The organism is Streptomyces sp. NPDC059906, from assembly GCF_042730645.1.
Lineage (GTDB): Bacteria > Actinomycetota > Actinomycetes > Streptomycetales > Streptomycetaceae > Streptomyces > Streptomyces rubrogriseus.
In genome coordinates this window covers 38,030-62,753 of sequence record NZ_JBHWKU010000027.1, presented here as the reverse complement: position 1 = coordinate 62,753, position 24,724 = coordinate 38,030, and the positions used below count along the sequence as shown (strand labels likewise).

Annotated in this window: 25 protein-coding genes; 7 read left to right on the top strand and 18 right to left on the bottom strand. The window is 71.8% G+C overall.

Features of this window, described 5'->3' with window-relative positions:
• Positions 1–4 precede the first annotated feature (4 nt).
• Positions 5–1,147, top strand: a complete 1,143-nt coding sequence (locus tag ACFV9J_RS31200; protein WP_385359687.1) for an alkene reductase — start codon at positions 5–7, stop codon at positions 1,145–1,147.
• Here the strand turns inward: ACFV9J_RS31200 and ACFV9J_RS31195 are convergent.
• From ACFV9J_RS31195 to ACFV9J_RS31185, 3 genes are read right to left on the bottom strand one after another with little or no spacing between them, the layout of a single operon-like run.
• Positions 1,096–2,274, bottom strand: coding sequence for a dipeptidase (locus tag ACFV9J_RS31195; protein WP_385359685.1), 1,179 nt, complete (start codon positions 2,272–2,274; stop codon positions 1,096–1,098). The two genes, ACFV9J_RS31200 and ACFV9J_RS31195, sit on opposite strands and share 52 nt — an antisense overlap.
• Positions 2,275–2,288: 14 nt before the next feature.
• On the bottom strand, positions 2,289–2,831 hold the full coding sequence (gene purE, locus ACFV9J_RS31190) for a 5-(carboxyamino)imidazole ribonucleotide mutase (RefSeq protein ID WP_385359683.1): 543 nt from the start codon (positions 2,829–2,831) through the stop codon (positions 2,289–2,291).
• On the bottom strand, positions 2,828–3,982 hold the full coding sequence (locus tag ACFV9J_RS31185) for a 5-(carboxyamino)imidazole ribonucleotide synthase (protein WP_385359680.1): 1,155 nt from the start codon (positions 3,980–3,982) through the stop codon (positions 2,828–2,830). Before ACFV9J_RS31185 ends, purE begins: the two co-directional genes overlap by 4 nt.
• Positions 3,983–4,147: 165 nt before the next feature.
• Between ACFV9J_RS31185 and ACFV9J_RS31180 the strand changes: the two genes are divergently transcribed.
• Positions 4,148–4,720, top strand: coding sequence for a GtrA family protein (locus ACFV9J_RS31180; protein WP_385359678.1), 573 nt, complete (start codon positions 4,148–4,150; stop codon positions 4,718–4,720).
• Between the two features lie 24 nt (positions 4,721–4,744).
• Here the strand turns inward: ACFV9J_RS31180 and draK are convergent, their stop codons facing one another.
• Together draK and ACFV9J_RS31170 are read right to left on the bottom strand one after the other, a co-directional pair.
• Positions 4,745–6,019: a two-component system sensor histidine kinase DraK gene (gene draK, locus ACFV9J_RS31175; protein WP_385359676.1), complete on the bottom strand. Its 1,275-nt coding sequence runs from the start codon at positions 6,017–6,019 to the stop codon at positions 4,745–4,747.
• Positions 6,020–6,053: 34 nt separating this feature from the next.
• The gene (locus ACFV9J_RS31170) at positions 6,054–6,731 is read right to left on the bottom strand and encodes a response regulator transcription factor (protein ID WP_003975748.1); all 678 of its coding nucleotides are present in this window, start codon (positions 6,729–6,731) and stop codon (positions 6,054–6,056) included.
• 494 nt (positions 6,732–7,225) lie between these two features.
• Here ACFV9J_RS31170 and ACFV9J_RS31165 point away from each other — a divergent pair, with 494 nt between their 5' ends.
• On the top strand, positions 7,226–8,722 hold the full coding sequence (locus ACFV9J_RS31165) for an MFS transporter (protein WP_385359673.1): 1,497 nt from the start codon (positions 7,226–7,228) through the stop codon (positions 8,720–8,722).
• A gap of 99 nt (positions 8,723–8,821) precedes the next feature.
• On the opposite strand, the gene ACFV9J_RS31160 is transcribed toward ACFV9J_RS31165, so the two are convergent.
• Genes ACFV9J_RS31160 through ACFV9J_RS31150 form a run of 3 tightly spaced genes read right to left on the bottom strand, consistent with a single transcriptional unit; the run spans position 8,822 to position 10,103 of the window.
• Positions 8,822–9,019: a DUF397 domain-containing protein gene (locus ACFV9J_RS31160; protein WP_385359671.1), complete on the bottom strand. Its 198-nt coding sequence runs from the start codon at positions 9,017–9,019 to the stop codon at positions 8,822–8,824.
• A 26-nt stretch (positions 9,020–9,045) separates the two neighbouring features.
• Positions 9,046–9,237, bottom strand: coding sequence for a DUF397 domain-containing protein (locus tag ACFV9J_RS31155; protein ID WP_385359669.1), 192 nt, complete (start codon positions 9,235–9,237; stop codon positions 9,046–9,048).
• Positions 9,238–9,248: 11 nt separating this feature from the next.
• Complete coding sequence (locus ACFV9J_RS31150) at positions 9,249–10,103, bottom strand: helix-turn-helix domain-containing protein (RefSeq protein WP_385359667.1); 855 nt, start codon at positions 10,101–10,103, stop codon at positions 9,249–9,251.
• A 225-nt stretch (positions 10,104–10,328) separates the two neighbouring features.
• Between ACFV9J_RS31150 and ACFV9J_RS31145 the strand changes: the two genes are divergently transcribed.
• Entirely contained in the window at positions 10,329–10,778 is a 450-nt protein-coding gene (locus ACFV9J_RS31145; protein WP_385359665.1) for an ATP-binding protein, read from the top strand.
• A 115-nt stretch (positions 10,779–10,893) separates the two neighbouring features.
• Here the strand turns inward: ACFV9J_RS31145 and ACFV9J_RS31140 are convergent, their stop codons facing one another.
• Both ACFV9J_RS31140 and ACFV9J_RS31135 read right to left on the bottom strand, forming a co-directional pair.
• A complete protein-coding gene (locus ACFV9J_RS31140) occupies positions 10,894–11,400 on the bottom strand; it encodes an ATP-binding protein (protein ID WP_109034589.1) in 507 nt (168 codons plus the stop codon).
• A 196-nt stretch (positions 11,401–11,596) separates the two neighbouring features.
• Positions 11,597–11,974: an STAS domain-containing protein gene (locus tag ACFV9J_RS31135; protein ID WP_003975744.1), complete on the bottom strand. Its 378-nt coding sequence runs from the start codon at positions 11,972–11,974 to the stop codon at positions 11,597–11,599.
• A 251-nt stretch (positions 11,975–12,225) separates the two neighbouring features.
• Between ACFV9J_RS31135 and ACFV9J_RS31130 the strand changes: the two genes are divergently transcribed.
• Positions 12,226–13,140 (top strand): RNA polymerase sigma factor SigF, encoded by a 915-nt coding sequence (locus tag ACFV9J_RS31130; RefSeq protein ID WP_385359661.1) that lies wholly within the window; start codon positions 12,226–12,228, stop codon positions 13,138–13,140.
• Between the two features lie 75 nt (positions 13,141–13,215).
• Here ACFV9J_RS31130 and ACFV9J_RS31125 read toward each other — a convergent pair whose 3' ends face one another.
• From ACFV9J_RS31125 to ACFV9J_RS31095, 7 genes are all read right to left on the bottom strand, one after another.
• Entirely contained in the window at positions 13,216–13,551 is a 336-nt protein-coding gene (locus tag ACFV9J_RS31125; RefSeq protein WP_385359659.1) for a hypothetical protein, read from the bottom strand.
• A gap of 37 nt (positions 13,552–13,588) precedes the next feature.
• Complete coding sequence (hutI, locus tag ACFV9J_RS31120; RefSeq protein WP_385359656.1) at positions 13,589–14,764, bottom strand: imidazolonepropionase; 1,176 nt, start codon at positions 14,762–14,764, stop codon at positions 13,589–13,591.
• A gap of 80 nt (positions 14,765–14,844) precedes the next feature.
• A complete protein-coding gene (locus ACFV9J_RS31115; RefSeq protein WP_385359654.1) occupies positions 14,845–16,194 on the bottom strand; it encodes a formimidoylglutamate deiminase in 1,350 nt (449 codons plus the stop codon).
• Entirely contained in the window at positions 16,191–17,408 is a 1,218-nt protein-coding gene (locus ACFV9J_RS31110) for an allantoate amidohydrolase (RefSeq protein ID WP_385359652.1), read from the bottom strand. The genes ACFV9J_RS31115 and ACFV9J_RS31110 overlap by 4 nt, the downstream gene beginning before the upstream one ends.
• A complete protein-coding gene (gene hutU, locus ACFV9J_RS31105) occupies positions 17,405–19,114 on the bottom strand; it encodes a urocanate hydratase (RefSeq protein ID WP_385359650.1) in 1,710 nt (569 codons plus the stop codon). Before hutU ends, ACFV9J_RS31110 begins: the two co-directional genes overlap by 4 nt.
• 162 nt (positions 19,115–19,276) lie before the next feature.
• The gene (locus tag ACFV9J_RS31100; RefSeq protein ID WP_385359648.1) at positions 19,277–19,864 is read right to left on the bottom strand and encodes a hypothetical protein; all 588 of its coding nucleotides are present in this window, start codon (positions 19,862–19,864) and stop codon (positions 19,277–19,279) included.
• A gap of 176 nt (positions 19,865–20,040) precedes the next feature.
• A complete protein-coding gene (locus ACFV9J_RS31095; protein ID WP_385359646.1) occupies positions 20,041–20,928 on the bottom strand; it encodes a MurR/RpiR family transcriptional regulator in 888 nt (295 codons plus the stop codon).
• A 164-nt stretch (positions 20,929–21,092) separates the two neighbouring features.
• On the opposite strand from ACFV9J_RS31095, the gene ACFV9J_RS31090 reads away from it, so the two are divergent.
• The gene (locus ACFV9J_RS31090; protein ID WP_385359769.1) at positions 21,093–21,518 is read left to right on the top strand and encodes a hypothetical protein; all 426 of its coding nucleotides are present in this window, start codon (positions 21,093–21,095) and stop codon (positions 21,516–21,518) included.
• Positions 21,519–21,971: 453 nt separating this feature from the next.
• On the opposite strand, the gene ACFV9J_RS31085 is transcribed toward ACFV9J_RS31090, so the two are convergent.
• On the bottom strand, positions 21,972–23,357 hold the full coding sequence (locus ACFV9J_RS31085; RefSeq protein WP_385359643.1) for a cystathionine beta-synthase: 1,386 nt from the start codon (positions 23,355–23,357) through the stop codon (positions 21,972–21,974).
• Between the two features lie 167 nt (positions 23,358–23,524).
• Between ACFV9J_RS31085 and ACFV9J_RS31080 the strand changes: the two genes are divergently transcribed.
• Positions 23,525–24,553 (top strand): SGNH/GDSL hydrolase family protein, encoded by a 1,029-nt coding sequence (locus ACFV9J_RS31080; RefSeq protein ID WP_385359640.1) that lies wholly within the window; start codon positions 23,525–23,527, stop codon positions 24,551–24,553.
• Positions 24,554–24,724: the final 171 nt, after the last annotated feature.

Here is a 24,724-nt window from a genome sequence, read left to right as displayed (position 1 = left end):
GGACATGTCGAACACAACAGAGCTCTTCGCGTCCGCCCCGCTCGGCCCGCTCACCCTGCCCAACCGCCTGGTAATGGCCCCGCTGACGCGCAACCGTGCCGAGGCCGACGGCACCCCGACCCGGCTCATGGCCGCGTACTACGCCCAACGCGCCTCCGCGGGACTGGTCATCGCCGAGGCCGCGACGCCGAACGCGGTCGGGCAGACGTACCCGAACATCACCGCCGTGCACAGCGCCCGGCACGTGGCGGGCTGGCGGCGGGTCACCGACGCCGTCCGGGAGGCAGGCGGGCGGATGTTCCTCCAGCTCCAGCACGGCGGCCGGGTCGGGCATCCGGCGACGAGCGGCCTGACGCCCGTCGCGCCCTCACCCGTACCGCTGCCCGAGACGATCTTCACGCCCGACGGGCACCGGCCGGCCGTCGTCCCCAGGGAGATGACCACCGAGGACATCCGCACCACCGTCGCCGACTTCGCGCGGGCCGCCCGCAACGCCCTCGACGCCGGGTTCGAAGGGGTGGAGGTGCACTCCGCCAACGGGCACCTGCTGCACCAGTTCCTGTCCGCCAACACCAACCTGCGCACCGACGGCTACGGCGGCTCCGTCGCCGCGCGCGTCCGGTTCACCGCCGAGGTGGTGGAGGCGGTGGCCGCCGAGATCGGCGCCGAACGGGTGGGGCTGCGGGTCTCCCCCGGCAACACCGTCAACGGCATCGCCGAGGGCGAGACCGAGGAGATCTACCCGGCCCTCGCACAGCGGCTCCGCGGACTCGGGCTCGCGTATCTGCACCTGGTGCACGCCGACCCGGACGCCCCGGTGTTCGGGAAGCTGCGCGCGGGGTGGCCGGGCGTGCTGATCGGCAACCCGGTGCTGGGCGACGAACTCACCACGGACGCCGTGCGCCGCGCCTCCGAGCGGCTGCTGGCCGCGGGCGCCGACCTGATCGCCCTGGGCCGGCCCTTCCTCGCCAACCCCGACCTGGTGGCACGGCTGCGGCTGGGCGCCCCGCTGAACCCGGTGCGGGACCGGTACTTCATGTACGTGGGCGGGGCGACCGGATACACCGACTACCCCGCCCTCGGAGAGGTGACGGCTCAGCCGTCCAGCTCCTCCAGCGACGCGTTGGACGGCCCTCGCGTCGCCTGAAGCCCCCGGGACACGTCCTCGGCGCTGTCGAGGACGCGGACCGCGTTCTTCCAGGTGAGCTTGGCCAGGTCGGACTGGGACCAGCCGCGGTCGAGCAGCTCGGCGATCAGGTTCGGGTAGCCGGAGACGTCGCCGAGACCGTCCGGGGTGAAGGGCGTGCCGTCGTAGTCGCCGCCGATGCCGAGGTGGTCGACGCCGGCGACCTCACGCATGTGGTCGAGGTGGTCGGCGACCGTGGAGACGGTGGCGACGGGGCGCGGGACGCGCTCCTCGAAGGCCGCGTGGACCTTCATCGCCTCGGGGCTGCTGTCCAGGTGGTGGAAGCCGTGCGTGCGCATGTTGTCGTCGGCCTGGGCGGTCCAGTCGACGGCCGCCTGGAGCACGAACTTCGGCACGAACGTCACCATCGCCATGCCGCCGTTGGCGGACAGCCGCTCCAGGACGTCGTCCGGGATGTTGCGCGGGTGGTCGCACACCGCGCGGGAGGACGAGTGCGAGAAGATCACCGGCGCGGTGGAGGTGTCCAGCGCGTCGCGCATGGTCGTCGCCGCGACGTGCGAGAGGTCGACCAGCATGCCCTCGCGGTTCATCTCCCGCACGACCTCGCGGCCGAAGGCCGACAGGCCGCCGACGCCGGGCTCGTCGGTCGCCGAGTCCGCCCACGCGACGTTGTCGTTGTGGGTGAGCGTCATGTAGCGCACGCCGAGCGCGTACAGGGCGCGCAGGGTGGCCAGCGAGTTGTCGATGGAGTGGCCGCCCTCGGCGCCCATGAGGGAGGCGATACGGCCTTCGGCGCGGGCCGCCTCCATGTCTGCGGCGGTCAGCGCGGCCCGCAGCTCGCCGGGGTGGCGGTCGATCAGCCGCCGTACGCAGTCGATCTGCTCCAGCGTCGCCGTCACCGCGCCGGGCAGGTCGGAGCGGACGTACACCGACCAGTACTGCGCGCCGACGCCACCGGAGCGCAGCCGGGCCAGGTCGGTGTGCAGGTGGGCGGACTGGTCGGCGGCGATGTCGCGGGCGTCGAGGTCGTAGCGGACCTGCTCGCGCAGCGCCCAGGGCAGGTCGTTGTGACCGTCGACGACGGGGAACTCGCGCAGCAGTTCCCGGGCCTTCTCCAGCGATGTCATCCGCGTCCCTTTCGTCACTTTCCGAATCCGAAGCCGGCCGCGGAGCCCTCGACCTTGGTGCGCAGCCGCTTGCCCTTCTCGGTGGCCTGGTCGTTGAGGTCCTGCTGGAACTCGCGCATCCGCCCGAGCAGTTCCTCGTCGTGGGTGGCGAGGATACGGGCGGCCAGCAGACCGGCGTTGCGAGCGCCGCCGACGGAGACCGTGGCAACGGGGACACCGGCCGGCATCTGCACGATGGACAGGAGGCTGTCCATGCCGTCGAGGTACTTCAGCGGCACCGGGACCCCGATGACCGGCAGCGGGGTGACCGAGGCGAGCATGCCGGGCAGGTGGGCGGCGCCCCCGGCCCCGGCGATGATCGCCTTGAGGCCGCGTCCGGCGGCCTGCTCGCCGTACGCGATCATCTCGTGCGGCATGCGGTGCGCGGAGACGACGTCGACCTCGTAGGGCACCTCGAACTCGTCGAGCGCCTTGGCGGCGGCCTCCATGACGGGCCAGTCGGAGTCCGACCCCATGACGATGCCGACGACCGGGCTCACCGGGCTGGGCTGGCTCATTCGGTGATCGTGCCTCTCAGGTAGCCGGCAGCGTGACGGGCGCGCTCCAGCACGTCGTCCAGGTCGTCGCCGTAGGTGTTGACGTGGCCGACCTTGCGGCCGGGCTTCACGTCCTTGCCGTACATGTGGATCTTGAGCTGCGGGTCGCGGGCCATGCAGTGCAGGTACGCGGAGTACATGTCCGGGTAGTCGCCGCCCAGGACGTTGACCATCACCGTCCACTTCGCGCGCGGGCGCGGGTCGCCGAGGGGGAGGTCGAGGACCGCGCGGACGTGGTTGGCGAACTGCGAGGTGATCGCGCCGTCCATCGTCCAGTGGCCGGAGTTGTGCGGGCGCATCGCCAGTTCGTTGACGAGGACGCGGCCGTCGCGGGTCTGGAACAGCTCGACGGCGAGGTGTCCGACGACGCCCAGCTCCTTGGCGATGCCGAGCGCCATCTCCTCGGCGCGCAGGGCCAGCGCCTCGTCCAGCTCGGGGGCGGGGGCGATCACCGTGTCGCAGACGCCCTTGACCTGCTGGGACTCGACGACGGGGTAGGCCACCGCCTGGCCGTGCGGGGAGCGGACCACGTTGGCGGCCAGCTCGCGGACGAAGTCGACCTTCTCCTCCGCCAGCACCGGCACGCCCGCGCGGAAGGGCTCGGCCGCCTCCTCGACGGAGTCCACGACCCACACGCCCTTGCCGTCGTACCCGCCGCGGACCGTCTTGAGGACGACGGGGAAGCCGTCGCCGCCCTCGACGGCGCCCTCCGCCGCGAAGGCGGCCACGTCGGCCGGATCGCGCACGATCCGGTGCCGTGGGCAGGGCACGCCGATCGCGACGAGCTTCGCGCGCATCACGCCCTTGTCCTGGGCGTGCACGAGCGCCTCGGGACCGGGGCGGACGGGGATGCCGTCCGCCTCCAGGGCCTTGAGGTGCTCGGTCGGCACGTGTTCGTGATCGAAGGTGATCACGTCACAGCCGCGCGCGAACTCGCGCAACGTGTCCAGATCGCGATAGTCGCCGACGACGACTTCGTTCACGACCTGCGCCGCAGAGTCCTGGGGAGTGTCACTGAGAAGCTTGAACCTGATGCCGAGCGGGATGCCCGCCTCGTGTGTCATACGAGCGAGCTGGCCACCGCCGACCATACCGACTACCGGGAACGTCACACCCCTAGCGTATCGGCCGCGCGGGGCCCACCTGTTTACCGGCCGTTTCCGGCCGGTCCAGCCGCCCGTTCCGGCTCCCGTGCGTCCGTCCGCAGGAAGATCGCGCGTCCGGGTGGTTAGCATGAACAGATTGACGCCAACCGACGGACGGGGGCCTGCACGGCCATGGAACATGGTTCCTCGGGTGCTCAGACTGCTCCCGCCACGCCTCAGGCGCCGCGCGCCGGAGTGCGGGAACGGGTCGACCGGCTCGTGCGAGAGGTCGTGAAGTTCGGCGCCGTGGGCGGCGCGGGGGTGCTGGTCAACCTCCTCGTCTTCAACCTCGTACGGCACACGACCGACCTCCAGGTGGTGCGGGCCAGCATCATCGCCACGGTCGTCGCGATCGCCTTCAACTACGTGGGCTTCCGGTACTTCACCTACCGCGACCGCGACAAGAGCGGCCAGACCCGCGAGATGTCGCTGTTCCTGCTGTTCAGCGCCGTCGGCCTGGTCATCGAGAACGGCGTGCTCTACACGGCGACGTACGGCTTCGGCTGGGACAGCCCGCTGCAGAGCAACATCTTCAAGTTCCTCGGCATCGGGATCGGCACGCTGTTCCGCTTCTGGTCGTACCGCAGCTGGGTCTTCCGCGCGCTGCCCGCCCGTGAGCCGGTGACGCGGGCGGAGACCTTCCTGGAGCACGAGCACCCGACCGCGGTCCCCCGCGCGGACGGCGCCCCCGCCGGCCACCGCTGACCCGCTCCCCCTCCTGCGGCGCGCTCAGCGCACCGTCCGGTCGCCGTCTCCCGGGGACTTCTTCGACGGCGGCGTGCGGGACAGGAACAGCCCGAAGACCGGCGGACGCCCCTGGAGCAGCTCCAGGCGGCCGCCGTCCGCCTCCGCGAGGTCGCGGGCGACGGCGAGGCCGATGCCGGTGGAGTTGCGCCCGCTGATCGCGCGCTCGAAGATCCGCGCCCCCAGGTCGCCCGGGACGCCGGGGCCCTCGTCGGTGACCTCGACCACGGCCTGGTTGCCGGTCACCCGGGTCCGCAGGGCCACCGTGCCGCCGCCGTGCATCAGGGAGTTCTCGATCAGCGCGGCCAGCACCTGCGCCACGGCGCCCGGGGTGCCCACGGCGGTCAGATGGCGCTTGCCGGAGCTGACGATGGCCCGTCCCTCGCTGCGGTAGGCGGGGCGCCACTCGGCGATCTGCTGCTGGATGACGTCGTCCAGCTCGAAGGTGACGGCGGAGCCGCTGCGCGGGTCGCGGGAGTTGGTGAGCAGCCGGTCCACGACGTCCGTCAGCCGTTCCACCTGGGACAGCGCGATCGTCGCCTCCTCCTTCACCGTCTCCGGCTCGTCGGTCAGGGTGATCTCCTCCAGCCGCATCGACAGCGCGGTCAGTGGCGTGCGCAGCTGGTGGGAGGCGTCGGCGGCCAGTCGGCGCTCGGCGGTGAGCATCCGGGCGATGCGCTCGGCGGAGGAGTCCAGGACGTCCGCGACCCGGTCCAGCTCGGGGACGCCGTACCGCTTGTGCCGCGGGCGCGGGTCGCCGGAGCCGAGACGCTCGGCGGTCTCGGCGAGGTCGGTGAGCGGGGAGGAGAGGCGGTTGGCCTGCCGGATCGCCAGCAGTACGGCGGCGATCACCGCGAGCAGCGCCACCAGGCCGATGATCAGCAGGGTCCGCCCGACCTCCCGGGTCACCGAGGAGCTGGGCTCCTCGACGAGGACCGTCTCGCCCTCCTCGCCGGTGGCCCTGCCCTGCAGGACGTCGCCGGTCGGCTTGCTGCCGACCTCGACGACCGGCTCGCCGGGGATACGGATCACGGCGTACCGGGCGTCGCGGATCTGCTCCCGCAGGAAGTCCTCGTCGACGGAACCGGTGCCGATGAGCCGGCTGTCGACGATGCTGGCCAGCCGCACCGCTTCCAGGTCGACCCGCTCCTGGGCCGTGCTGCTGATGGTCCGGGTCTCGACGATGACGAGGGAGACGCCGAAGACGGCGATCACCACGAGCACCACGGCGAGCGTGGACTGGATCAGTCGACGGCGCATGTCCTCTTACCCGCAAGGCCCGCTCGGGGCTCGCTCAGTTCTTCTCGAAACGGAAGCCCACGCCGCGCACGGTGGCGATGTAGCGCGGGTTGGCCGCGTCGTCGCCCAGCTTCTTGCGCAGCCAGGAGATGTGCATGTCGAGGGTCTTGGTCGACGACCACCAGGTGGTGTCCCAGACCTCGCGCATCAGCTGGTCGCGGGTGACGACCCGGCCGGCGTCGCGCACCAGGACCCGCAGCAGGTCGAACTCCTTCGCGGTGAGCTGGAGCTCCTCCTCGCCCATCCAGGCCCGGTGCGACTCGACGTCGATGCGCACACCGTGGGTGGCGGGCGGCTGCGGCGGCTCGGCGGCACCGCGCCGCAGCAGGGCCCGGACCCGGGCGAGCAGCTCGGCGAGGCGGAAGGGCTTGGTGACGTAGTCGTCGGCGCCCGCGTCCAGGCCGACGACGGTGTCCACCTCGTCGGCGCGCGCGGTCAGGATCAGGATCGGCACGGCGTGGCCCTCGGACCGCAGCCGGCGGGCGACCTCGAGTCCGTCCATGCCCGGCAGGCCCAGGTCCAGCACGACCAGGTCGATGCCGCCCTGCAGCCCCGCGTCGACCGCGGTGGGTCCGTCCTCACGCACCTCGACCTCGTACCCTTCCCTGCGCAGTGCGCGGGCCAGCGGCTCCGAGATGGACGCGTCGTCCTCGGCGAGCAGTACACGGGTCATGGGCTGATGGTAGACCGCTCGGAGCAACGCCCGGGGCAAGATCGCCCCGAGGGCCGCCCCGCCCCGCCACCCCCGCGTCCGGACCTGCGGCTGTGGGGTGCCATCCTGGGGGAAACCTTCGAAAGATCGTTCACGGTTCCACTATTACCTGTGATCCGCGTCTCAAGTCCTTCCATACCGGGCGGTGTCCTGCCGTATGGTGAATCAGCGCCTGTAGCACCCAGCGGACCTTTGGCGACAGTTCGACGCTGAAGGTCTCTTTTGTGTGCGGGCCGACCCCCACCGTCGGCCTTGAAAGGAATGACCTGTGGCCGGGCCTCACCGCGTGCAGTGACGCGCACAGAGGCGTGGATCCCGGTGGCCGCCGCCCACCGCTTCGCAATCCGGAGCGGATCCCTCAGGCGTGGGAGGGGCGGGACGGGCCGCCGGTGCCGGCCGCCCCCCACCGGGCGCGCATCGCCTCATGAGCGCGTCCCGACCAGCAAGGATCGACCATGGCGTCCAGCCTGACGAAGGACTCGGTCACCCCGGGCACCCCCGGCACCGAGAAGACCTTCTTCGGCCACCCCCGCGGACTGGCCACACTCTTCATGACCGAGATGTGGGAGAGGTTCTCCTACTACGGCATGAGGGCTCTGCTCCCGCTGTACCTCGTCGCCCCGGGTGGTCTCGGCCTCGGCGCCGGCACCGCGACCGCGATCTACTCGGTGTACCTCTCGCTGGTGTACCTGCTCACGATGCCGGGCGGCTGGTTCGGCGACCGCGTCTGGGGTCCCCGCAAGACCGTCGCCATCGCCGGCGGCGTGATCATGCTGGGCCACCTGACGCTGGCGCTGCCGTCCTCCGGCACGTTCTACGCGGGCCTCGGCCTGGTCGCCATCGGCTCGGGTCTGCTGAAGGCCAACATCTCCACGATGGTCGGCCAGCTCTACGACGGTCCCGACGACCCGCGCCGCGACGGTGGCTTCACCGTCTTCTACATGGGCATCAACCTCGGTGCCTTCGCCGCGCCGCTGACCATCGGCACCATCGGCGAGAACGTCAACTGGCACCTGGGCTTCGCGCTCGCCGCGGTCGGCATGGGCCTGGGCGTGCTCCAGTTCCTCATCGGCAGCCGCCACCTGGCCCCGCACTCCAGCGCGGTCCCGAAGCCGCTGTCCGTCGAGGAGAAGACCTCGACACTGCGCAAGGCCGCCTTCTGGGCCGCGCTGGCCGTCGTCTTCTACGCGATCGTCGGCTTCTCCGGCCACTACACCCTGAACTGGATCCTGGTCCCGCTGACCCTGCTCGGCGTGATCATCCCGGTGCTGGTGCTGACCAACATCAAGCGCGACAAGTCCCTGGACCGCGCCGAGCAGTCCAAGATGTCGGCGTACATCTGGTTCTTCGTCGCCGCCGCCGTGTTCTGGATGATCTACGACCAGGGCGGCTCGACCCTGTCGCTGTTCGCCGACTCCTCGACGGACACGAGTGTCTTCGGCTGGGACTTCCCGGTCTCCTGGTTCCAGTCGGTCAACCCGGTCATCATCATGGCCCTGGCCCCGGTCTTCGCCACGGTGTGGCTGGCGCTCAACCGCCGGGGCAAGGAGCCGAGCACGGTCGTCAAGTTCTCCTTCGGCCTGGTCCTGGTCGGCGCGTCCTTCTTCCTCTTCCTGGCCCCGCTGGGCATCGCGGAGGGCGGCCACAAGACGGCGGCCCTGTGGCTGGTGGCGATCTACTTCGTCCAGACCTGCGGTGAGCTGATGCTCTCCCCGGTCGGCCTGTCGGTGACGACGAAGATGGCGCCGGTGAAGTACGCCTCGCAGATGATGGGCGTCTGGTTCCTGGCCGTCACCGCCGGTGACGCCACGACCGGCCTGCTCTCCATCGCCGGCGTCGACCTCGACAAGACGGGCATCGTCGCCGCGGAGGCCACCCTCGCGGTGGTCGCCGGCGTCGCGATCTGGATGTACCGCAAGCGCGTCAAGGAACTCATGGGCGACATCCGCTGAGCCCTGCGGGCCCGGTGGGCCCGGTGGGCCCGGTGGGCCCGCCCGCTTCTTCTCGGAGGGTCACCTCATCCTGTGGATGGGGTGGCCCTCCGGGCGTTCTTACCCCGACCGCAGAGCCACGTACGAGGCGAAGTCGGCCCACGTGGCGGGAAGCAGGACGAGGCGCAACCCAGTCGGGTCCTTCGAGTCCCGGACCAGGATGGTCGTCGGGGTGGCGGCCATCTCGACGCAATTCGACCCGTCGGGGCTGTAACTGGACTTGCACCACTGGCGGATGTCCGTATCGGCCTCTTTCACGACTGGACCTCCGCGTCGAGACACCCTCAGTCAGAGACTACGCGCGACTTCGCCGCGTGGTGAAGGAAATCCGCCCAAACGGCGCGCGGGAAGGCGAGGCGTGATCCGGTGGGGGCCTTGGAGTCGCGAACCAGGATCTTCGCCGGGGCGGTGGCTATCTCGACGCAGTTCGAACTGTCGCCGCTGTACGTGGACTTCCGCCACTGGTGGATGTTCATGCCGACCTCTCTCACAAGTCCCGCCCGAGCTTCTGAATGAAGTCGCGCGATGCGGTGGTGTCGAGCGCGCAGGACTCCATGTGGTCCAGCACGGCACGGTACTTGGCCAACTGAGCCTCCGCGTCGAGAAATCCGCAGCCGCCGTGGTGGGTGTCCAACTGCACGGTGTCGAGTTGGGGCACGGCTCCCTCGACGTAGTCGAAGGACTGTCCAGTGCTGGGGTAGTACTCCGCCCCGAAGGGGATGACGCGAACTGTGACGTTCGGCAACTCGCCCATGTCCAAGAGGTGCCTGAGCTGACCGCGCGCGACCTCGGGGCCACCGAAGCCCATTTGGAGAGCTGACTCGTGGATGATCGCCGAGTACGGGGGCGGACTCTCCTTGTGGAGGATGCCCTGCCGCTTGATGCGGTGGGTGAGGCGGTGCTCGATCTCGTACTGCCGCATCGACGGGACCACGGCTCGAAAGAGCGCTCGTGCGTGGTCCGTGGTCTGCAGGAGCGCAGGGATGTGCATGGCGAGAGCCACGCGCAGGCCTGTGGCGTGGTGCTCCAGTTCGGCCAGGTCGATCAGGGCCGCATGCAGGTGCTCGCGGTACTCCTCCCACCAGCCACGGGTCCGGCGCCCGGTCATCGCCGACAAAGCCGAGACCAGGTCTTCGTCGACACAGTCGTAAGCCGAAGCCATCGCCGCGACGCGGTCGGCGCTGAGCGGACTGCGGCCGGTCTCGATCATGCTGACGCGCCCCTGGTTGACGCCCAGGTGTGCGGCTGCCTGCGTGACCGTGAAGCCTGCACGTTCGCGCAGTTTGCGCAGCTCGGCACCGAGGCGCCGCTGGCGCAGAGTGGGGTTGCTTACAGGCGGCAAGACGCCTCTCCTCAGGACGCCGCGTGGCGCAGTCGTAACTCACACGAGGTAATTACAGGTGCATCTTCTCAATTTGGGAGATGAATCTCCCAAATGGGCTCTACGGTAGTTGCCATACCGCCCAACTCCCCGCCCCCGTAAGCCGGAAGCGCACCCCCTGGGCACAGCCACCGCCCGGCGCGGCCGTTGGGCAGCCGAACCCCCTCCCTCCCGAAAGGCTGCTTCATGGGCACCGTATCCCCGTCCGACACCTGGGCGTACGCACTCCGCCTGCCGCACGACCCCAGAGCCGCACGCGTCGCACGCGTGACCGTACGGGCCGCCCTCGGCGGGCACGGGCGACACGAAGTACTGGACAGCGTCGAACTGCTGACGTCGGAGCTGGTCACCAACGCCTACCGGCACACCCGCGGCCCGTGCTCGCTGCGGCTCACCGCGCTGAGTGACGGGCGGCTGCGGGTCGGGGTGTGGGACAGCAGCCCGCACGTACCTTCCCCCTTCGCGGAACCGCCGGGAGGCTCCCGCACGGCTCCCGACCCGCAGGGGACCGCCGAGGGCGGACGCGGGCTGCGCCTCGTACAGGCGTGTGCGGACTCCTGGGGCGGGTGGTCGCTGGGTGACGACGTGCTTCCGCTCGGTGCCGGGAAGTTGTTGTGGTTCGAGGTGCGGGGGTAGCGCGGGGCGCGCGGTCCGCGCCGGGGTCCGGGGCGGAGCCCCGGGGACGGCGACCTCTTGGCCGACCGAGACGGGTGGGTGGGCGGGCAAAAAGACCCGCGCGAGCGCCGCAGGCCTACGCCGGGGCGCCCAGCTCCGCCCAGACCCGCTTGCCCGCGACCCCCGGCGTCCGTACGACGCCCCAGTCCAGGCACAGCCGCTGCACGATGAACATGCCGTGACCGCCGGGGCGCCCCGCGCGGTGCGGGGTCCGCGGCGCCGGCTGACCCGTACCGCGGTCGGAGACCTCCAGCCGGATCACCTTCTTCTCGCAGGTGATCGACAGCTCGTCCGGGCCCTCCGCATGGAGACACGCGTTGGTGACCAGCTCGGAGACCACGAGCAGGACGTCCTCCGCGGCGGCACGCTGGTCCGCGGTGGCGGAGGGCAGCCAGCCCCAGGCGTACAGCGCCTCGCGGGTGAAGTCACGGGCCAGCGGGACGACCCCGCTCGCGTCCTCGAAGCTCAGCCTGCGGGACTGCCGCCCGCCGCCCTCCCCGGACGCGGGCGCGGACGCCGTCCCGGAAGCGCCGCCGGGCTCCGGACCGCGGTCGCCCGGCGGGTAGGGCCGGGTGGTGCTCATCAGCGCTTCACCTCACCGATTCACCAGTTCACGTTTCAAAGTCGTAGACAGCCGTGTCGTACACAGCCGGTTCAGGGTGTCTCCTGCCCGAGCGGATCGCACGAACACCCCTGTATTGCGCACGAAACCCGGCGCGGGGCTGAAACACCCGCTCCGGGAAGCACACGCACCCCTCCGTCGGCCGGACAAGGACGGCTCAGTCGGACGCGTCGGCCAGGGCGGCCGCAAGCGTGTCATGAAGGGTGAAGACCGCTTCGGCCCCCGTGATCTCGAACACGCGCGCCACTACCGGCTGCATGGCCACCAAATGCACTCCGCCCCCCGCGGCTTCCGCTTTCAACCGAGCGCCGAGCAGGACGTTGAGCCCCGTGGAGTCGCAGAACTCCAACCGTGAGCAGTCCACGACGAGCCGGTTGAATCCCTTGTCGAGACAGTCCTCCAGCGGCTCGCGCAACAGATCGGCGGTGTGGTGATCCAGCTCACCCGCCGGGGTCACGACGGCGCTGGGTCCCTCTTCCCGTACCTCGACCAGAAGCCGGCCCGACTGGGCACTGCCGACCGTCCCGCGGTCCATGCCGTTTCTCTCTCCCGAGGTCGTGACTGCTGCTGACGCACTCGAACACTACGCCTTCCCACCGCACTCCGACACCCGAACAACCGCACACAAACGGACATACCCACACAGAACACACTTGCGGTCAGCTCGGTAAACCCGGTAGGGCTAGTAGGACACGTAAACCGACACGGCCGGCTTTGGAGGCGCCGCACACCGCAGTGCACGAATTTGGCTTCGGCAGCCGTATGCCGAGAACGATGGAGGACATCATGTCACCCCGGCTCGACGGATCGCGTACCCAAGAAGCGACGTCGACACTCCCTCCGGAACATCTGGATCCCATCGAGCACCATGAAGCGGTCGTCGACCACGACGGCGCACTCGCCGGGCTTCCGGACATCCCCGCGTACGACGAGGTCGCTCCGGCGGACGCCAGGGCCCTGTCCAAGACCCTCTTCGAGCGGCTGGAGTCGCTGGAGGAAGGCACCCACGAGTACGCGTACGTACGCAACACGCTCGTCGAGCTGAACCTCGCGCTGGTCAAGTTCGCCGCCTCCCGCTTCCGCTCGCGCAGCGAGCCGATGGAGGACATCATCCAGGTCGGCACCATCGGCCTGATCAAGGCGATCGACCGCTTCGAGATGTCGCGCGGTGTGGAGTTCCCCACGTTCGCGATGCCGACCATCATCGGCGAGATCAAGCGCTTCTTCCGCGACACCTCGTGGTCCGTGCGCGTGCCGCGCCGCCTCCAGGAGCTGCGGCTGGACCTGGCGAAGGCCGGTGACGAGCTGGCCCAGCGCCTCGACCGCGCCCCCACCGTCTCCGAGCTGGCCGAGCACCTCGGCCTGTCCAAGGACGAGGTCGTCGAGGGCATGGCGGCGTCCAACGCCTACACCGCCTCCTCGCTGGACGCCCAGCCGGAGGAGGACGACGCGGAGGGCGCGCTCGCCGACCGCATCGGCTACGAGGACCACGGGCTCGAGGGCATCGAGTACGTCGAGTCGCTGAAGCCGCTGATCGCCGAGCTGCCTTCCCGGGACCGGAAGATCCTCTCCCTCCGTTTCGTCGCCGGCATGACCCAGTCGGAGATCGGCGAGGAGCTGGGCATCTCCCAGATGCATGTCTCGCGTCTGCTGTCGCGGACCCTCGTACGGCTGCGCAAGGGGCTCACGGTCGAGGAGTAGTCCTCGGACCCTGACCGGGTGTCGCTTGCCCTCCAGGGGGGTGGTCCGAAATCGGGCCGCCCCCCTTCGGGTTGTTCACGGGGGGTTGGCGATCAGCCCGGCCGTCATCGGCAGGAACGGCACCAGGACGCACAGCGGCCAGAACGAGCGCGGGGCGAGGGTGGTCCAGCGCCCCAGAGGTTCGTTGACCAGCCACCAGATGATCCCGAACAGCGCGACCACCGGGACGTCGACCACCAGCATGGGCAGCAGGCCGTCGTTCTCCGTCGGGTTGCGCATGGGCCCTCCGAACTCGGCCAGCGGCCCGTTCGCCAGCAGGTACCAGACCAGCCAGATCGGCACCACGGCCGGAACGCCGAGCAGCAGGTTCACCAGGAACGGCGCCCCCCAGGCCCGCCAGTGCCTCGCCATCCGCCCCGTCCCCCCGCTCCCGCCGACGTTCGTACGCTCACACCTTACGTACGCCCCGCCGCCACACTCCCGCGACCAGCGGCACCCCCGGCCGGTAGGCCAGGTGGACGTGGCTCGGGGCGTCGAGCAGCGTCAGGTCGGCGTAGGCCCCCGGGACGAGGCGGCCGACGTCCTCGCGGCGCAGGGCCGCGGCGCCGCCCGCGGTGGCCGACCAGACCGCCTCGTCCGGCGTCATCCCCATGTCCCGCACCGCGAGCGCGATGCAGAAGGGCACGGACGACGTGAAGGACGAGCCGGGGTTGCAGTCGGTGGAGAGGGCCACCGTGGCGCCCGCGTCGATCAGGCGCCGGGCATCCGGCCACTGGGCGCGGGTGGAGAACTCGGCGCCGGGCAGCAGGGTCGCGACCGTACGGCTGTTCGCGAGGGCGTCCACGTCGGCGTCGGTGAGGTGGGTGCAGTGGTCGGCGCTGGCGGCGTCGAGTTCGACGGCGAGCCGGACGCCGGGGCCGTAGGAGAGCTGGTTGGCGTGGATGCGGGGGTGCAGACCCTTGGCCTTGCCCGCGGTGAGGATGGTGCGGGCCTGGTCGCCGTCGAAGGCGCCCTTCTCGCAGAACACGTCGATCCAGCGGGCGTGCGGGGCGCAGGCGTCGAGCATCTCGCCGGTGACGAGGTCGACGTAGGCGGCGGGGTCGTCGGCGAGTTCGGGGGCGACGATGTGGGCGCCGAGGAAGGTGACCTCGTCGGTGTGGCGGGCGGCGACGCGCAGGGCGCGGGACTCGTCGGCGGTGGTCAGGCCGTAGCCGGACTTGGTCTCGAAGGTGGTGGTGCCCTGGCGCAGGGCCTCGGCGAGGTAACGGGTGAGGGACGCCTCCAGTTCCGCGTCGCTCGCGGCGCGGGTGGCGGCGACGGTGGTGCGGATGCCGCCCGCGCTGTAGGGGCGGCCGGACATGCGGGCGTTGAACTCCTCGGTGCGGTCGCCCGCGAAGAGCAGGTGGGAGTGGGAGTCCACGAAGCCGGGGAGGACCGCCCGGCCCTCGGCGTCGACCCGATTGTCAGTGGCGGGTGCTTTGCTTGATTCACCGGTCCACACGACGCGGTCGCCCTCGATGACGACGGCCGCGTCCCGGACCAGACCGAGCGGGGAGTGGTCGCCGAGGGAGGGGTCGTTGGTGACGAGTGCGGCGATGTTGGTGATGACGGTGCTGCTGCTCATGGGATCCCTGGTGTCCTCGTGGGTGCGGGGGCGGGGGCGGAGGCTGGGGCGCGGGCCGGGCCGCGGGCGGGCGCCGGTGGTCAGGCGCGCAGGGTTTCGACGGCCCGCGCGAGGGCCTGCGGCACATCCGGTACGAGGGCGTGCGCCCCGTCGCGTACGACGTGCCGCCCGCCCACGACCGTGTGCCGTACGTCCGCTGCCGTCGCGGCGAATACGGCCGTCTCGGCGCCGAGCCTGGGCAGCGGCCCCGCTGTTCTGACCGAGTCCAGCGCGACCGTCGCGAGGTCGGCGCGGGCCCCGGCCTCGATGCGGCCGGTGTCGTCCCAGCCGAGGGCGGCGTGCCCGTCGGCGGTGGCGGCCCGCAGCAGGGCGGCGGCGGTCCAGTGGCCGCGGGCGCGGGTGCGCAGGCGCTCGTTCAGCTCCATGGCGCGTGCTTCTTCCAGCAGGTCGATGACGGCGTGGCTGTCCGAGCCGAGGGAGAGCGGCGAGCCCGCCCGCTGGAGCGCGGCCGCCGGGCCGATGCCGTCGGCCAGGTCCCGTTCCGTGGTGGGGCACATGCAGGTGCCGGTGCGGCTGCCGCCGAGCAGGGCGATGTCCTCGTCGGTGAGGTGGGTGTTGTGGACGCCGGTGGTGCGGGGTCCGAGCACCCCGTGGTCGGCGAGGAGGCGGGTCGGGGTGCGGCCGTGGGCCTGGCGGCAGGCGTCGTTCTCGGCGGTCTGCTCGGACAGGTGCACATGCAGCGGGGCCCGCCGCGTCTCGGCCCACTGCGCCACGGTCGCCAACTGGTCCGCGGGCACGGCCCGCACGGAGTGGATCGCGGCCCCGATCCGCGCGTGATCCCGTTCCTTGAGAACTGAACAGCGTTCGGCCCAGGCCTGGGCCGTGCCGTCGGAGAAGCGTTGCTGGTGGGTGTTGGGGGGTTCACCGAAGCCGGAGGACAGGTAGCAGGTGTCGAGGAGGGTGATGCGGACACCGGCTTCGGCGGCGGCCTCGATCAGCGCCTCGCCCATCGCGTTGGGGTCGGCGTAGGGGGTGCCTCCGGGCGCGTGGTGCACGTAGTGGAACTCGCCGACGGCGGTGATGCCGGCCAGCGCCATCTCGGCGTACACGGCGCGGGCGAGGGCGTGGTAGGTGTCCGGGGTCAGCCGGTCGGCGACGGAGTACATGACCTCGCGCCAGGTCCAGAAGGTGCCCGAGCCGACCTGGACGGTGCCGCGCAGGGCGCGGTGGAAGGCGTGCGAGTGCGCGTTCGCCAGTCCCGGCAGGGTCAGTCCGCGCAGGATCTCGGCGCCGGGCGGCGGGGTGGCGACGCCCTGGTGGACGGCGGTGATGCGGCCGTCGCCCACGTCCACGGCGACGTCCGGCTCGACGTGCGTGCCGAGCCAGGCGTGCTCCAGCCAGTACGTGCGGATCCGCTCGGAGGAGGTCACGTGCAGGCCAGCCCTTCCAGTACGTCGGCGAGTGCGTTCACCCCGGCCACGCAGTCGTCCTCGGCGGCGTACTCGGCCGGGGAGTGCGAGACGCCCGTGGGGTTGCGTACGAACAGCATGGCGGTCGGGATGCGGTCGGAGAGGATTCCGGCGTCGTGTCCGGCGCCGGTGCCGAGGACGGGCACCTTCAGCTCCGTCTGCGTGCCGAGGAGGCGGGCGAGTTCGTCGCGCAGCGCGTGGTCGAACTCGACGACGGGCGTGAAGGACTCGCGGACCACGTCGAGATCCACGCCCTGGGCGGCGGCGTACTCGCGGGCGGCCTTCTCGATGCCGGTGACCACGGTGTCCAGGCTCGCCTGGTCGGCGGCGCGGGAGTCGAGCCAGCCGCGTACCAGGGAGGGGACGGCGTTGACGCCGTTGGGCTCCACACCGATCTTGCCGAAGGTGGCCACGGCACCGGCGAGTGCGGCCTCGCGGCGGGCGGCGAGGACGGTCTCGGCGTACGGCAGCATCGGGTCGTGCCGGTCGGTGAGGCGGGTGGTGCCGGCGTGGTTGGCCTCGCCCCGGAAGTCGAACCGCCAGCGTCCGTGCGGCCAGATGGCGGAGGCGATGCCGATGCGGTCGCCGGACAGGTCGAGGGCGCGGCCCTGCTCGACGTGGAGTTCGACGAAGGCGCCGATGCGGGCGAGGCGTTCGGGGTCGGGGCCGAGGGTGTCCGGGTCGTATCCGGCCGACTCCATGGCCTGCGGGAGGGTGATGCCGTCGCCGTCGGTGAGGCGGTGCGCCTGCTCGACGGTGAGCGCGCCCGCGGTGAGCCGGGAGCCGACGCAGGCGAGGCCGAAGCGGGCGCCCTCCTCGTCGCCGAAGTTGACGACGCCCAGCGGCCTGGTGAACCGCGCTCCCCGCCCGCGCAGTTCGTCGAGGGCCGCGAAGGCGGAGACCACGCCGAGGGGGCCGTCGAAGGCGCCGCCGTCCGGCACGGAGTCCAGGTGGGACCCGGTGACGACGGCGTTCCCGGCCGCCGGGTCGCCGAGCCAGGCCCACTGGTTGCCGTTGCGGTCGGTCTCGTAGGCGAGGCCGCGTGCCTCGGCCTGCTCCTGGAACCAGGTCCGGCAGTCGGCGTCGGCGCCGGTCCAGGCGGAGCGGCGGTAGCCGCCGGAGGCGGAGCTGCGGCCGACCGGCAGCAGCTCCGCCCACATGCTGTGGAAGCTCACGCGCCGTCACCCTCGCGCGCCGTGTCGCTCTCGCGCGTCTGCGCACCCTCGCGGCCTTCGCGCATCGGCACCCGCACGTCGCGCTCGGCCGCCACCGACTCGGCGATGTCGTACCCGGCGTCGACGTGCCGGATGACGCCCATGCCGGGGTCGTTGGTGAGCACCCGGCGGATCTTCTCCCCCGCGAGCGGGGTGCCGTCGGCGACGGTGACCTGCCCGGCGTGGATGGAGCGGCCCATGCCGACGCCGCCGCCGTGGTGGAGGGAGACCCAGGAGGCGCCGGAGGCCACGTTGACCATGGCGTTGAGCAGCGGCCAGTCGGCGATGGCGTCGGAGCCGTCGAGCATCGCCTCGGTCTCGCGGTACGGGGAGGCGACGGAGCCGCAGTCGAGGTGGTCGCGGCCGATGACGATCGGGGCGGCCAGCTCGCCGCTCGCGACCATGTCGTTGAAGCGCTCACCGGCCTTGTCGCGCTCGCCGTAGCCGAGCCAGCAGATGCGGGCGGGCAGGCCCTGGAAGTGGACCCGCTCCCCCGCCATCTTGATCCAGCGGGCCAGCGACTCGTTCTCCGGGAAGAGGTCGAGGATCGCCTTGTCGGTCTTGGCGATGTCGGCGGGGTCGCCGGACAGGGCGGCCCAGCGGAAGGGGCCCTTGCCCTCGCAGAAGAGCGGGCGGATGTAGGCGGGGACGAAGCCGGGGAAGGCGAAGGCCCGGTCGTACCCGGCGAGCTGGGCCTCGCCGCGGATGGAGTTGCCGTAGTCGAAGACCTCGGCACCGGCGTCCTGGAAGCCGACCATGGCCTCGACGTGCCGGGCCATGGACTCGCGGGCCCGGGTGGTGAAGCCGGCCGGGTCCTTGGCGGCGGCGTCGGCCATGTCCTCGAAGGCGATGCCGGTGGGCAGGTAGGCCAGCGGGTCGTGGGCCGAGGTCTGGTCGGTGACGATGTCGATCGGGGCGCCCATGGCGAGGAGCTGCGGGACCAGCTCGGCGGCGTTGCCGAGGACGCCGATGGACAGCGGCTTGCGCCGGTCGCGGGCCTCGGTGGCCAGCTGGAGGGCGTGGTCGAGGGAGTCGGCCCTCACGTCGAGGTAGCGGTGCTCGATGCGGCGGTCGATGGCGCGCGGGTCGCAGTCGACGCAGATCACGACGCCGTCGTTCATGGTGACGGCCAGCGGCTGGGCGCCGCCCATTCCGCCGAGGCCGGCCGTGAGGGTGATGGTCCCGGCCAGGGTGCCGCCGAACTTCTTCGCGGCGACGGCGGCGAAGGTCTCGTAGGTGCCCTGGAGGATGCCCTGGGTGCCGATGTAGATCCAGGAGCCGGCCGTCATCTGCCCGTACATGGTCAGGCCGAGGGCCTCCAGGCGGCGGAACTCCTCCCAGTTGGCCCAGTCGCCGACGAGGTTGGAGTTGGCGATGAGGACGCGCGGGGCCCATTCGTGGGTCTGCATGACGCCGACCGGGCGGCCGGACTGGACGAGCATCGTCTCGTCCTGCTTGAGGGTGCGCAGGGTCCGCACCATCGCGTCGAAGGAGCGCCAGTCGCGGGCCGCCTTGCCGGTGCCGCCGTAGACGACGAGCTTGTCGGGGTGCTCGGCGACCTCCGGGTCGAGGTTGTTCTGCAGCATCCGCAGGGCGGCCTCCTGCTGCCAGCCCAGGGCGCTCGGCTCGGTTCCGCGTGGCGCTCGGACAGGACGAGGTCCGGACATGGTCTGCCTCCTGGTGGCTGTGCTCCCGGCGGATTGTTGCTATGGATATTCATATCCTCACCTCCTGAATAGAACTAGTCAACAGGGTCGCGTCCGTGCCCGCTCGCAAACGAGCGCGGGGCCCCCGGTCGGGGGCCCCGCGCTCGGACTGCCGGACGTCGCTCAGACCGCCGCCGGCGTCTTCCGCCTCGCTCCACCCGGTGCCGCGTCGCCCGCCGCGATGCCGGTGCTGCGGTAGGCCTTGACCGCCTTGCCCGCGGGGCGGCCCGCGTTGTCGGCGAGCCAGTCCACACGGACCCACAGCAGGGCGTCCCCGGCCTGTTCGCGGCGGCCGATCCAGGCGGACTTGAGCCACAGCCCGGCACCGCAGCCGGCCAGCAGCAGCCCGCCCGCGGCGGGCAGGGCGAAGGCGCTGCCGAGGGCGGCGAGGAAGGCGAGGAGCAGCCACCAGCGGTGGCCACGGCGCCAGTTGCGTACGGTGACCCCGCGATCCTGGAGCACGTCGTGCTTGCCCGCGCGGACCACCGAACCGGCCAGGGCCGTGTAGCGCCGCCTGCGCGCCCACGCCACGACGGCCGTGGCGACGATGAAGAGGGCGGCGCCCGCCAGCACACCGATCCGGCGTCCGGTGATTCCCGGCACCAGCACGCCGACGCCCGCCGCGAAGACGCCCAGCCACCACAGTGGTGCGGCGCCCGCCCGTACGACGACGGCGACCCGAGCCAGTCCCACCTGTCCTCCGCGCGCCACGTCCTGCCTCCTGTCCCGTTCCTGCCTGTGCGATGCGTCTGAAGGGTGTGTCAGGCGCCGCACTGTAACGGGGCAAGCTGAGACGAATCTGAGAACCCGTCCGCCGTCCGGGTCACCTCGGGGGTGCCCCGGGTCAGTCAGGCCAGTCGGGTCAGTCGGTCAGTCGGTCAGTCGGGTCAGTCCACGAAGAGCCCCCGCGCCGCGGCCTTGGCGTCGAACTCCTCCAGCCGGGCCTGCGCGTCCGGCAGGTCGTCGCACATCGCCTCGAGGAGCACCCGGCCGAGCAGCATCGGCGCGCAGGCGGTGTCGAAGGCGAGGCCCGTGCCGACGGCGGCGGGCAGCAGCAGGTCGGACACCTTGGCGACCGGCGCGAAGGCGGAGTCGGCGACGGTCACCACCGTGAGCCCGGCCTCCTTGGCGTGGGCGAGCGCCTCGACGACCTCGCGCGGGTGCCGGGGCAGGGCGAAGCAGAGCAGTGTGCCCGCCCCGGCCCGGACGGCGGCGTCGATGCGGTCGCGCAGCATCGTGCCGCCCTCGCCGAGCAGCCGGACGTCCGGGTGGACCTTGGCGGCGAAGTAGGCGAAGCCGTGCGCCTGGGCGGCGGCGGCCCGCAGCCCGAGCACCGGCAGCGGCCGGCTCGCGGCGAGCAGGCGGCCCGCCTCCCGCACGGGCCCCGGGTCGGCCAGCACCTCCGCGAGGTGCCGCAGGTTCTCGATCTCGGCCGCCACGGCCTGCTGGTACTCGTTGACGGCACCGGTGTCCGCGACCGGTTCGGCGGGGGCGACCTCGCGCAGGTGACGGCGCAGCGCCGGGTAGCCGTCGAAGCCGAGGGCGACGGCGAAGCGGGTCACGGACGGCTGGCTGACCCCCGCCAGCTCGGCCAGCTCCACGCTCGACAGGAAGGGCACGTCAAAGGCGCGGCGCACCATGCTGTGCGCGATGCGCCGCTGGGTCGGCGTCAGCCGGTGCCCCTCGAAGAGCGTCTGCAGCCGCGCGGCCGGACTGTCGGTCCCGCTCGCCCCGCTGGTCCCGCTCGCCCCGCCGGTCCCGCCGGTCCCGTTCATGACGTGGCCCCCTCGACCTATTCACGCACCCCGACTTTTGCATACCGTTATACAGCGAGGCGGCGGCGCGGGCCGACCCGTACCGGCCCGCCCCCGCCGAGAACGGGGGGTTGTCCCCAGTGCCGACGGCGCCCCCGCTGCCTACCGTGGGATCCATGACGGGAATGGACGCACGCGACGCCGATCTGAAGAAGGAACTCGACGCCACCCTGCGGACCCGCAGGGAGCTCGGCGAGGAGTACGAGTCCGCGCTGGTCGACTCGTTCCTGGAGAAGGTCGACCAGCGCATCGACGGAGCGGTGGAGCGCCGGGTGCGCCGACAGCTCGCCGAGCAGCAGATGACGGCGGCCCGGGACAGCCGGTCGCCGCGGCCCACGGACTCCTTCGGCGAGCGCTTCGGCTTCGGCATCGTCTCGCTGGTGCTGGCGATCCCGCTGTCCGCGATCGGGGGCGGCGTGGCGCACCTGCCCGGGATGCTGGTCGCCTGGGCGGGCATCGTCGGGGTCAACGTGGTCCAGGTCGCCCGCACCAACCCGGACCTGTTCGGGCACCGTCGCGGCGCCGGGCGCGGTGACGCCTGGGAGGACTGAGAAGAGACGCCCGGAAGGGCCGGGAGGGCCGGGAGGAGCGGGCGAAGACTGCGCGGGGACCGCCGCACCCCCATCGCTGGGGGGCGGGACGACGGCGGTCCCCGCGGGGGACGCGCGCGGTGCCGGGCCTCACGGCCGGGGGCGGCGCGTCCGAGGCGTCGTTGGAGGTCCGGGAGCCGCTCCGGAAGGTCCGTGACGCCGTTCGGCGCCGGCGGGACCGGGGAGCCTCCCCCAGGGCTGAACGCCTGGGAGGTACCCCCACCAGTCCCTGCCGACATCCCTTACTCTGCCGGTCCCGTGTTAAGCGACTGCTGCGCGCACATGACGCGCGCGTACCACTTCCGCGAAGTCCACGAAGATCACCGGCCGGGCCACCACGGACCCAGTCCGCCCCGCTCGTCCTACGCCCCGCGCGCCCTACTTGCCTTACTAGCCCTACTTGCCTTACTAGCCCTACTTGCCCTTTGCGAGGAAGGACAGCAGGTCCTGCCGGCTCACCACACCGGTCGGCTTGCCCTCGACGAGGACGATCGCCGCGTCGGCGGCGCCGAGCACCGACATCAGGTCCGCGACCGGCTCGCCGGAGCCGACCTGGGGCAGCGGGGCGGACATGTGCTTCTCCAGCGGGTCCTCCAGCGAGGCGCGCTTGGCGAACAGCGCGTCCAGCAGCTCGCGCTCCACCACCGAGCCGACGACCTCGGCGGCCATCACGTCCGGGTGACCGGCGCCGGGCTTGACGATCGGCATCTGCGAGACGCCGTACTCGCGCAGCACCTCGATGGCCTGGCCGACGGTCTCGTCCGGGTGCATGTGGACGAGGGAGGGGATGTGGCCGCCCTCCTTGTGGTTCAGGACCTCCGCGACGCGGGCGCTGGGTCCCGCGTCCTCCAGGAAGCCGTAGTCGGCCATCCACTCGTCGTTGAAGATCTTGCTGAGGTAGCCGCGCCCGCTGTCCGGCAGCAGGACGACCACCACGTCGTCCTCGCCGAGCCGCGCCGCCACTTCCAGCGCGGCGACGACCGCCATGCCGCAGGAGCCGCCCACCAGCAGGCCCTCCTCCTTGGCGAGGCGGCGGGTCATCTGGAAGGAGTCCTTGTCGGAGACGGCGACGATCTCGTCGGCGACCTCGCGGTCGTAGGCCGTCGGCCAGAAGTCCTCGCCGACGCCCTCGACCAGGTAGGGGCGCCCGGAGCCGCCGGAGTATACGGAGCCCTCGGGGTCGGCGCCGATCACCTTGACCGCGCCGTCACTGGCATCCTTCAGGTACCGGCCGGTGCCGGAGATGGTGCCGCCGGTGCCGACCCCGGCCACGAAGTGGGTGATCTTCCCCTCGGTCTGCTCCCACAGCTCGGGGCCCGTGGAGTGGTAGTGGGAGAGCGGGTTGTTCGGGTTGGAGTACTGGTCCGGCTTCCAGGCGCCCGGCGTCTCGCGGACCAGCCGGTCGGAGACGTTGTAGTAGGAGTCCGGGTGCTCCGGGTCGACGGCGGTCGGGCAGACGACGACCTCGGCGCCGTACGCGCGCAGCACGTTGATCTTGTCGGTGGACACCTTGTCGGGGCAGACGAAGATGCACTTGTAGCCCTTCTGCTGGGCCACTATGGCGAGGCCGACGCCGGTGTTGCCGCTGGTCGGCTCGACGATGGTGCCGCCCGGCTGCAGCTCTCCGCTCTTCTCCGCGGCCTCGATCATGCGCAGGGCGATGCGGTCCTTCACCGAGCCGCCCGGGTTGAAGTACTCCACCTTGGCCAGGACGGTCGCCCTGATCCCCTTGGTCACGCTGTTGAGCCGCACCAGCGGGGTGTTGCCGACGAGGCTGATCATCGAGTCGTGGAATTGCACCGTGGTCTCCGGATGCCGCAAATGAAGGGTCGATATCGGTCCGGCCAGCCTATGGCCTGCGGGCCCGCGGGTGCCCCGTGACAGTCGTTCACCCTGCGTGGGGATTGGGCGACCGTCCGTACGGGGCAAGGAGTGGGTGTACGGGTTGGAGGAGGTGGCGGCTACGCATGACGAGCATGTCGAGGGCGAGGGTGGCGCGGCGGATCGCGGCCGGCGCGGCGTACGGCGGCGGCGGTATCGGCCTGGCGGGCGCGGCGGCGGTCGGTCTGGTGGTGGCGGAGGTACAGCTGGCCAGACGCCGGGTGGGGGTGGGCACGCCGACCCGGGTGCCGAACGCGCAGGGACTGTACGGCGGCACCCTGCCCACGGCCGGTGACCCGCCGCTGCGGCTGATGATGCTGGGCGACTCCACGGCCGCCGGGCAGGGCGTGCACCGGGCCGGGCAGACGCCGGGCGCGCTGCTGGCGTCCGGGCTCGCGGCGGTGGCGGAGCGGCCGGTGCGGCTGGGGTCGGTCGCGCAGCCGGGGGCGTGCTCGGACGACCTGGACCGGCAGGTGGCGCTGGTGCTCGCGGAGCCGGACCGGGTGCCCGACATCTGCGTGATCATGGTCGGCGCCAACGACGTCACCCACCGGATGCCGGCGACCCGCTCGGTGCGGCACCTGTCCTCGGCGGTACGGCGGCTGCGCACGGCCGGTGCGGAGGTGGTGGTCGGCACCTGTCCGGACCTGGGCACGATCGAGCGGGTGCGGCAGCCGCTGCGCTGGCTGGCCCGGCGGGCCTCGCGGCAGCTCGCGGCGGCACAGACCATCGGCGCCGTCGAGCAGGGCGGGCGCACGGTGTCGCTGGGCGACCTGCTGGGCCCGGAGTTCGCGCAGAACCCGCGGGAGCTCTTCGGCCCCGACAACTACCACCCCTCCGCCGAGGGGTACGCCACCGCCGCGATGGCGGTACTGCCCTCGGTGTGCGCCGCGCTCGGCCTGTGGCCGGCCGAGGAGGAGCACCCGGACGCGCTGCGCCGCGAGGGCTTCCTGCCGGTGGCGCGTGCGGCGGCGGAGGCGGCGTCCGAGGCGGGTACGGAGGTGGCGGCGGCGCTGCCCACGGGGCCGCGGGGGCCTTGGGCGCTGCTGAAGCGGAGGCGGCGGCGTCGGGTGGCGGAGGCGGAGCCGGCGGCCCCTTCGGGACAGCCGGGGTAGGGGCCGGGGGCGCTCGCCGGCGCTGACCGGTGCCGCTGCGCCCACCCGTGCCGCCCCAGCGGCACGACTGCCCGCAGCTACGGCGACGCCAAGCAAGCGCTTAGACAGTTGCGGTCCATGTCACATGCCCATAGCCGTGACCCGGGCCATACGGCCGGGTAACTTCCCAAC

Coding starts and splice junctions, on each gene's coding strand:
- ACFV9J_RS31135 (WP_003975744.1), bottom strand. CDS start 11,974: ATGGACCGCGGGACGGTCGGCAGTGCCCAGTCGGGCCGGCTTCTGGTC.
- ACFV9J_RS31180 (WP_385359678.1), top strand. CDS start 4,148: ATGGAACATGGTTCCTCGGGTGCTCAGACTGCTCCCGCCACGCCTCAG.
- ACFV9J_RS31140 (WP_109034589.1), bottom strand. CDS start 11,400: ATGAGCACCACCCGGCCCTACCCGCCGGGCGACCGCGGTCCGGAGCCC.
- purE (WP_385359683.1), bottom strand. CDS start 2,831: ATGAGCCAGCCCAGCCCGGTGAGCCCGGTCGTCGGCATCGTCATGGGG.
- ACFV9J_RS31165 (WP_385359673.1), top strand. CDS start 7,226: ATGGCGTCCAGCCTGACGAAGGACTCGGTCACCCCGGGCACCCCCGGC.
- ACFV9J_RS31195 (WP_385359685.1), bottom strand. CDS start 2,274: ATGACATCGCTGGAGAAGGCCCGGGAACTGCTGCGCGAGTTCCCCGTC.
- ACFV9J_RS31145 (WP_385359665.1), top strand. CDS start 10,329: ATGGGCACCGTATCCCCGTCCGACACCTGGGCGTACGCACTCCGCCTG.
- ACFV9J_RS31125 (WP_385359659.1), bottom strand. CDS start 13,551: ATGGCGAGGCACTGGCGGGCCTGGGGGGCGCCGTTCCTGGTGAACCTG.
- ACFV9J_RS31090 (WP_385359769.1), top strand. CDS start 21,093: ATGGACGCACGCGACGCCGATCTGAAGAAGGAACTCGACGCCACCCTG.
- ACFV9J_RS31155 (WP_385359669.1), bottom strand. CDS start 9,237: ATGAACATCCACCAGTGGCGGAAGTCCACGTACAGCGGCGACAGTTCG.
- hutI (WP_385359656.1), bottom strand. CDS start 14,764: ATGAGCAGCAGCACCGTCATCACCAACATCGCCGCACTCGTCACCAAC.
- ACFV9J_RS31130 (WP_385359661.1), top strand. CDS start 12,226: ATGTCACCCCGGCTCGACGGATCGCGTACCCAAGAAGCGACGTCGACA.
- ACFV9J_RS31095 (WP_385359646.1), bottom strand. CDS start 20,928: ATGAACGGGACCGGCGGGACCGGCGGGGCGAGCGGGACCAGCGGGGCG.
- ACFV9J_RS31080 (WP_385359640.1), top strand. CDS start 23,525: ATGACGAGCATGTCGAGGGCGAGGGTGGCGCGGCGGATCGCGGCCGGC.
- ACFV9J_RS31200 (WP_385359687.1), top strand. CDS start 5: ATGTCGAACACAACAGAGCTCTTCGCGTCCGCCCCGCTCGGCCCGCTC.
- hutU (WP_385359650.1), bottom strand. CDS start 19,114: ATGTCCGGACCTCGTCCTGTCCGAGCGCCACGCGGAACCGAGCCGAGC.
- draK (WP_385359676.1), bottom strand. CDS start 6,019: ATGCGCCGTCGACTGATCCAGTCCACGCTCGCCGTGGTGCTCGTGGTG.
- ACFV9J_RS31170 (WP_003975748.1), bottom strand. CDS start 6,731: ATGACCCGTGTACTGCTCGCCGAGGACGACGCGTCCATCTCGGAGCCG.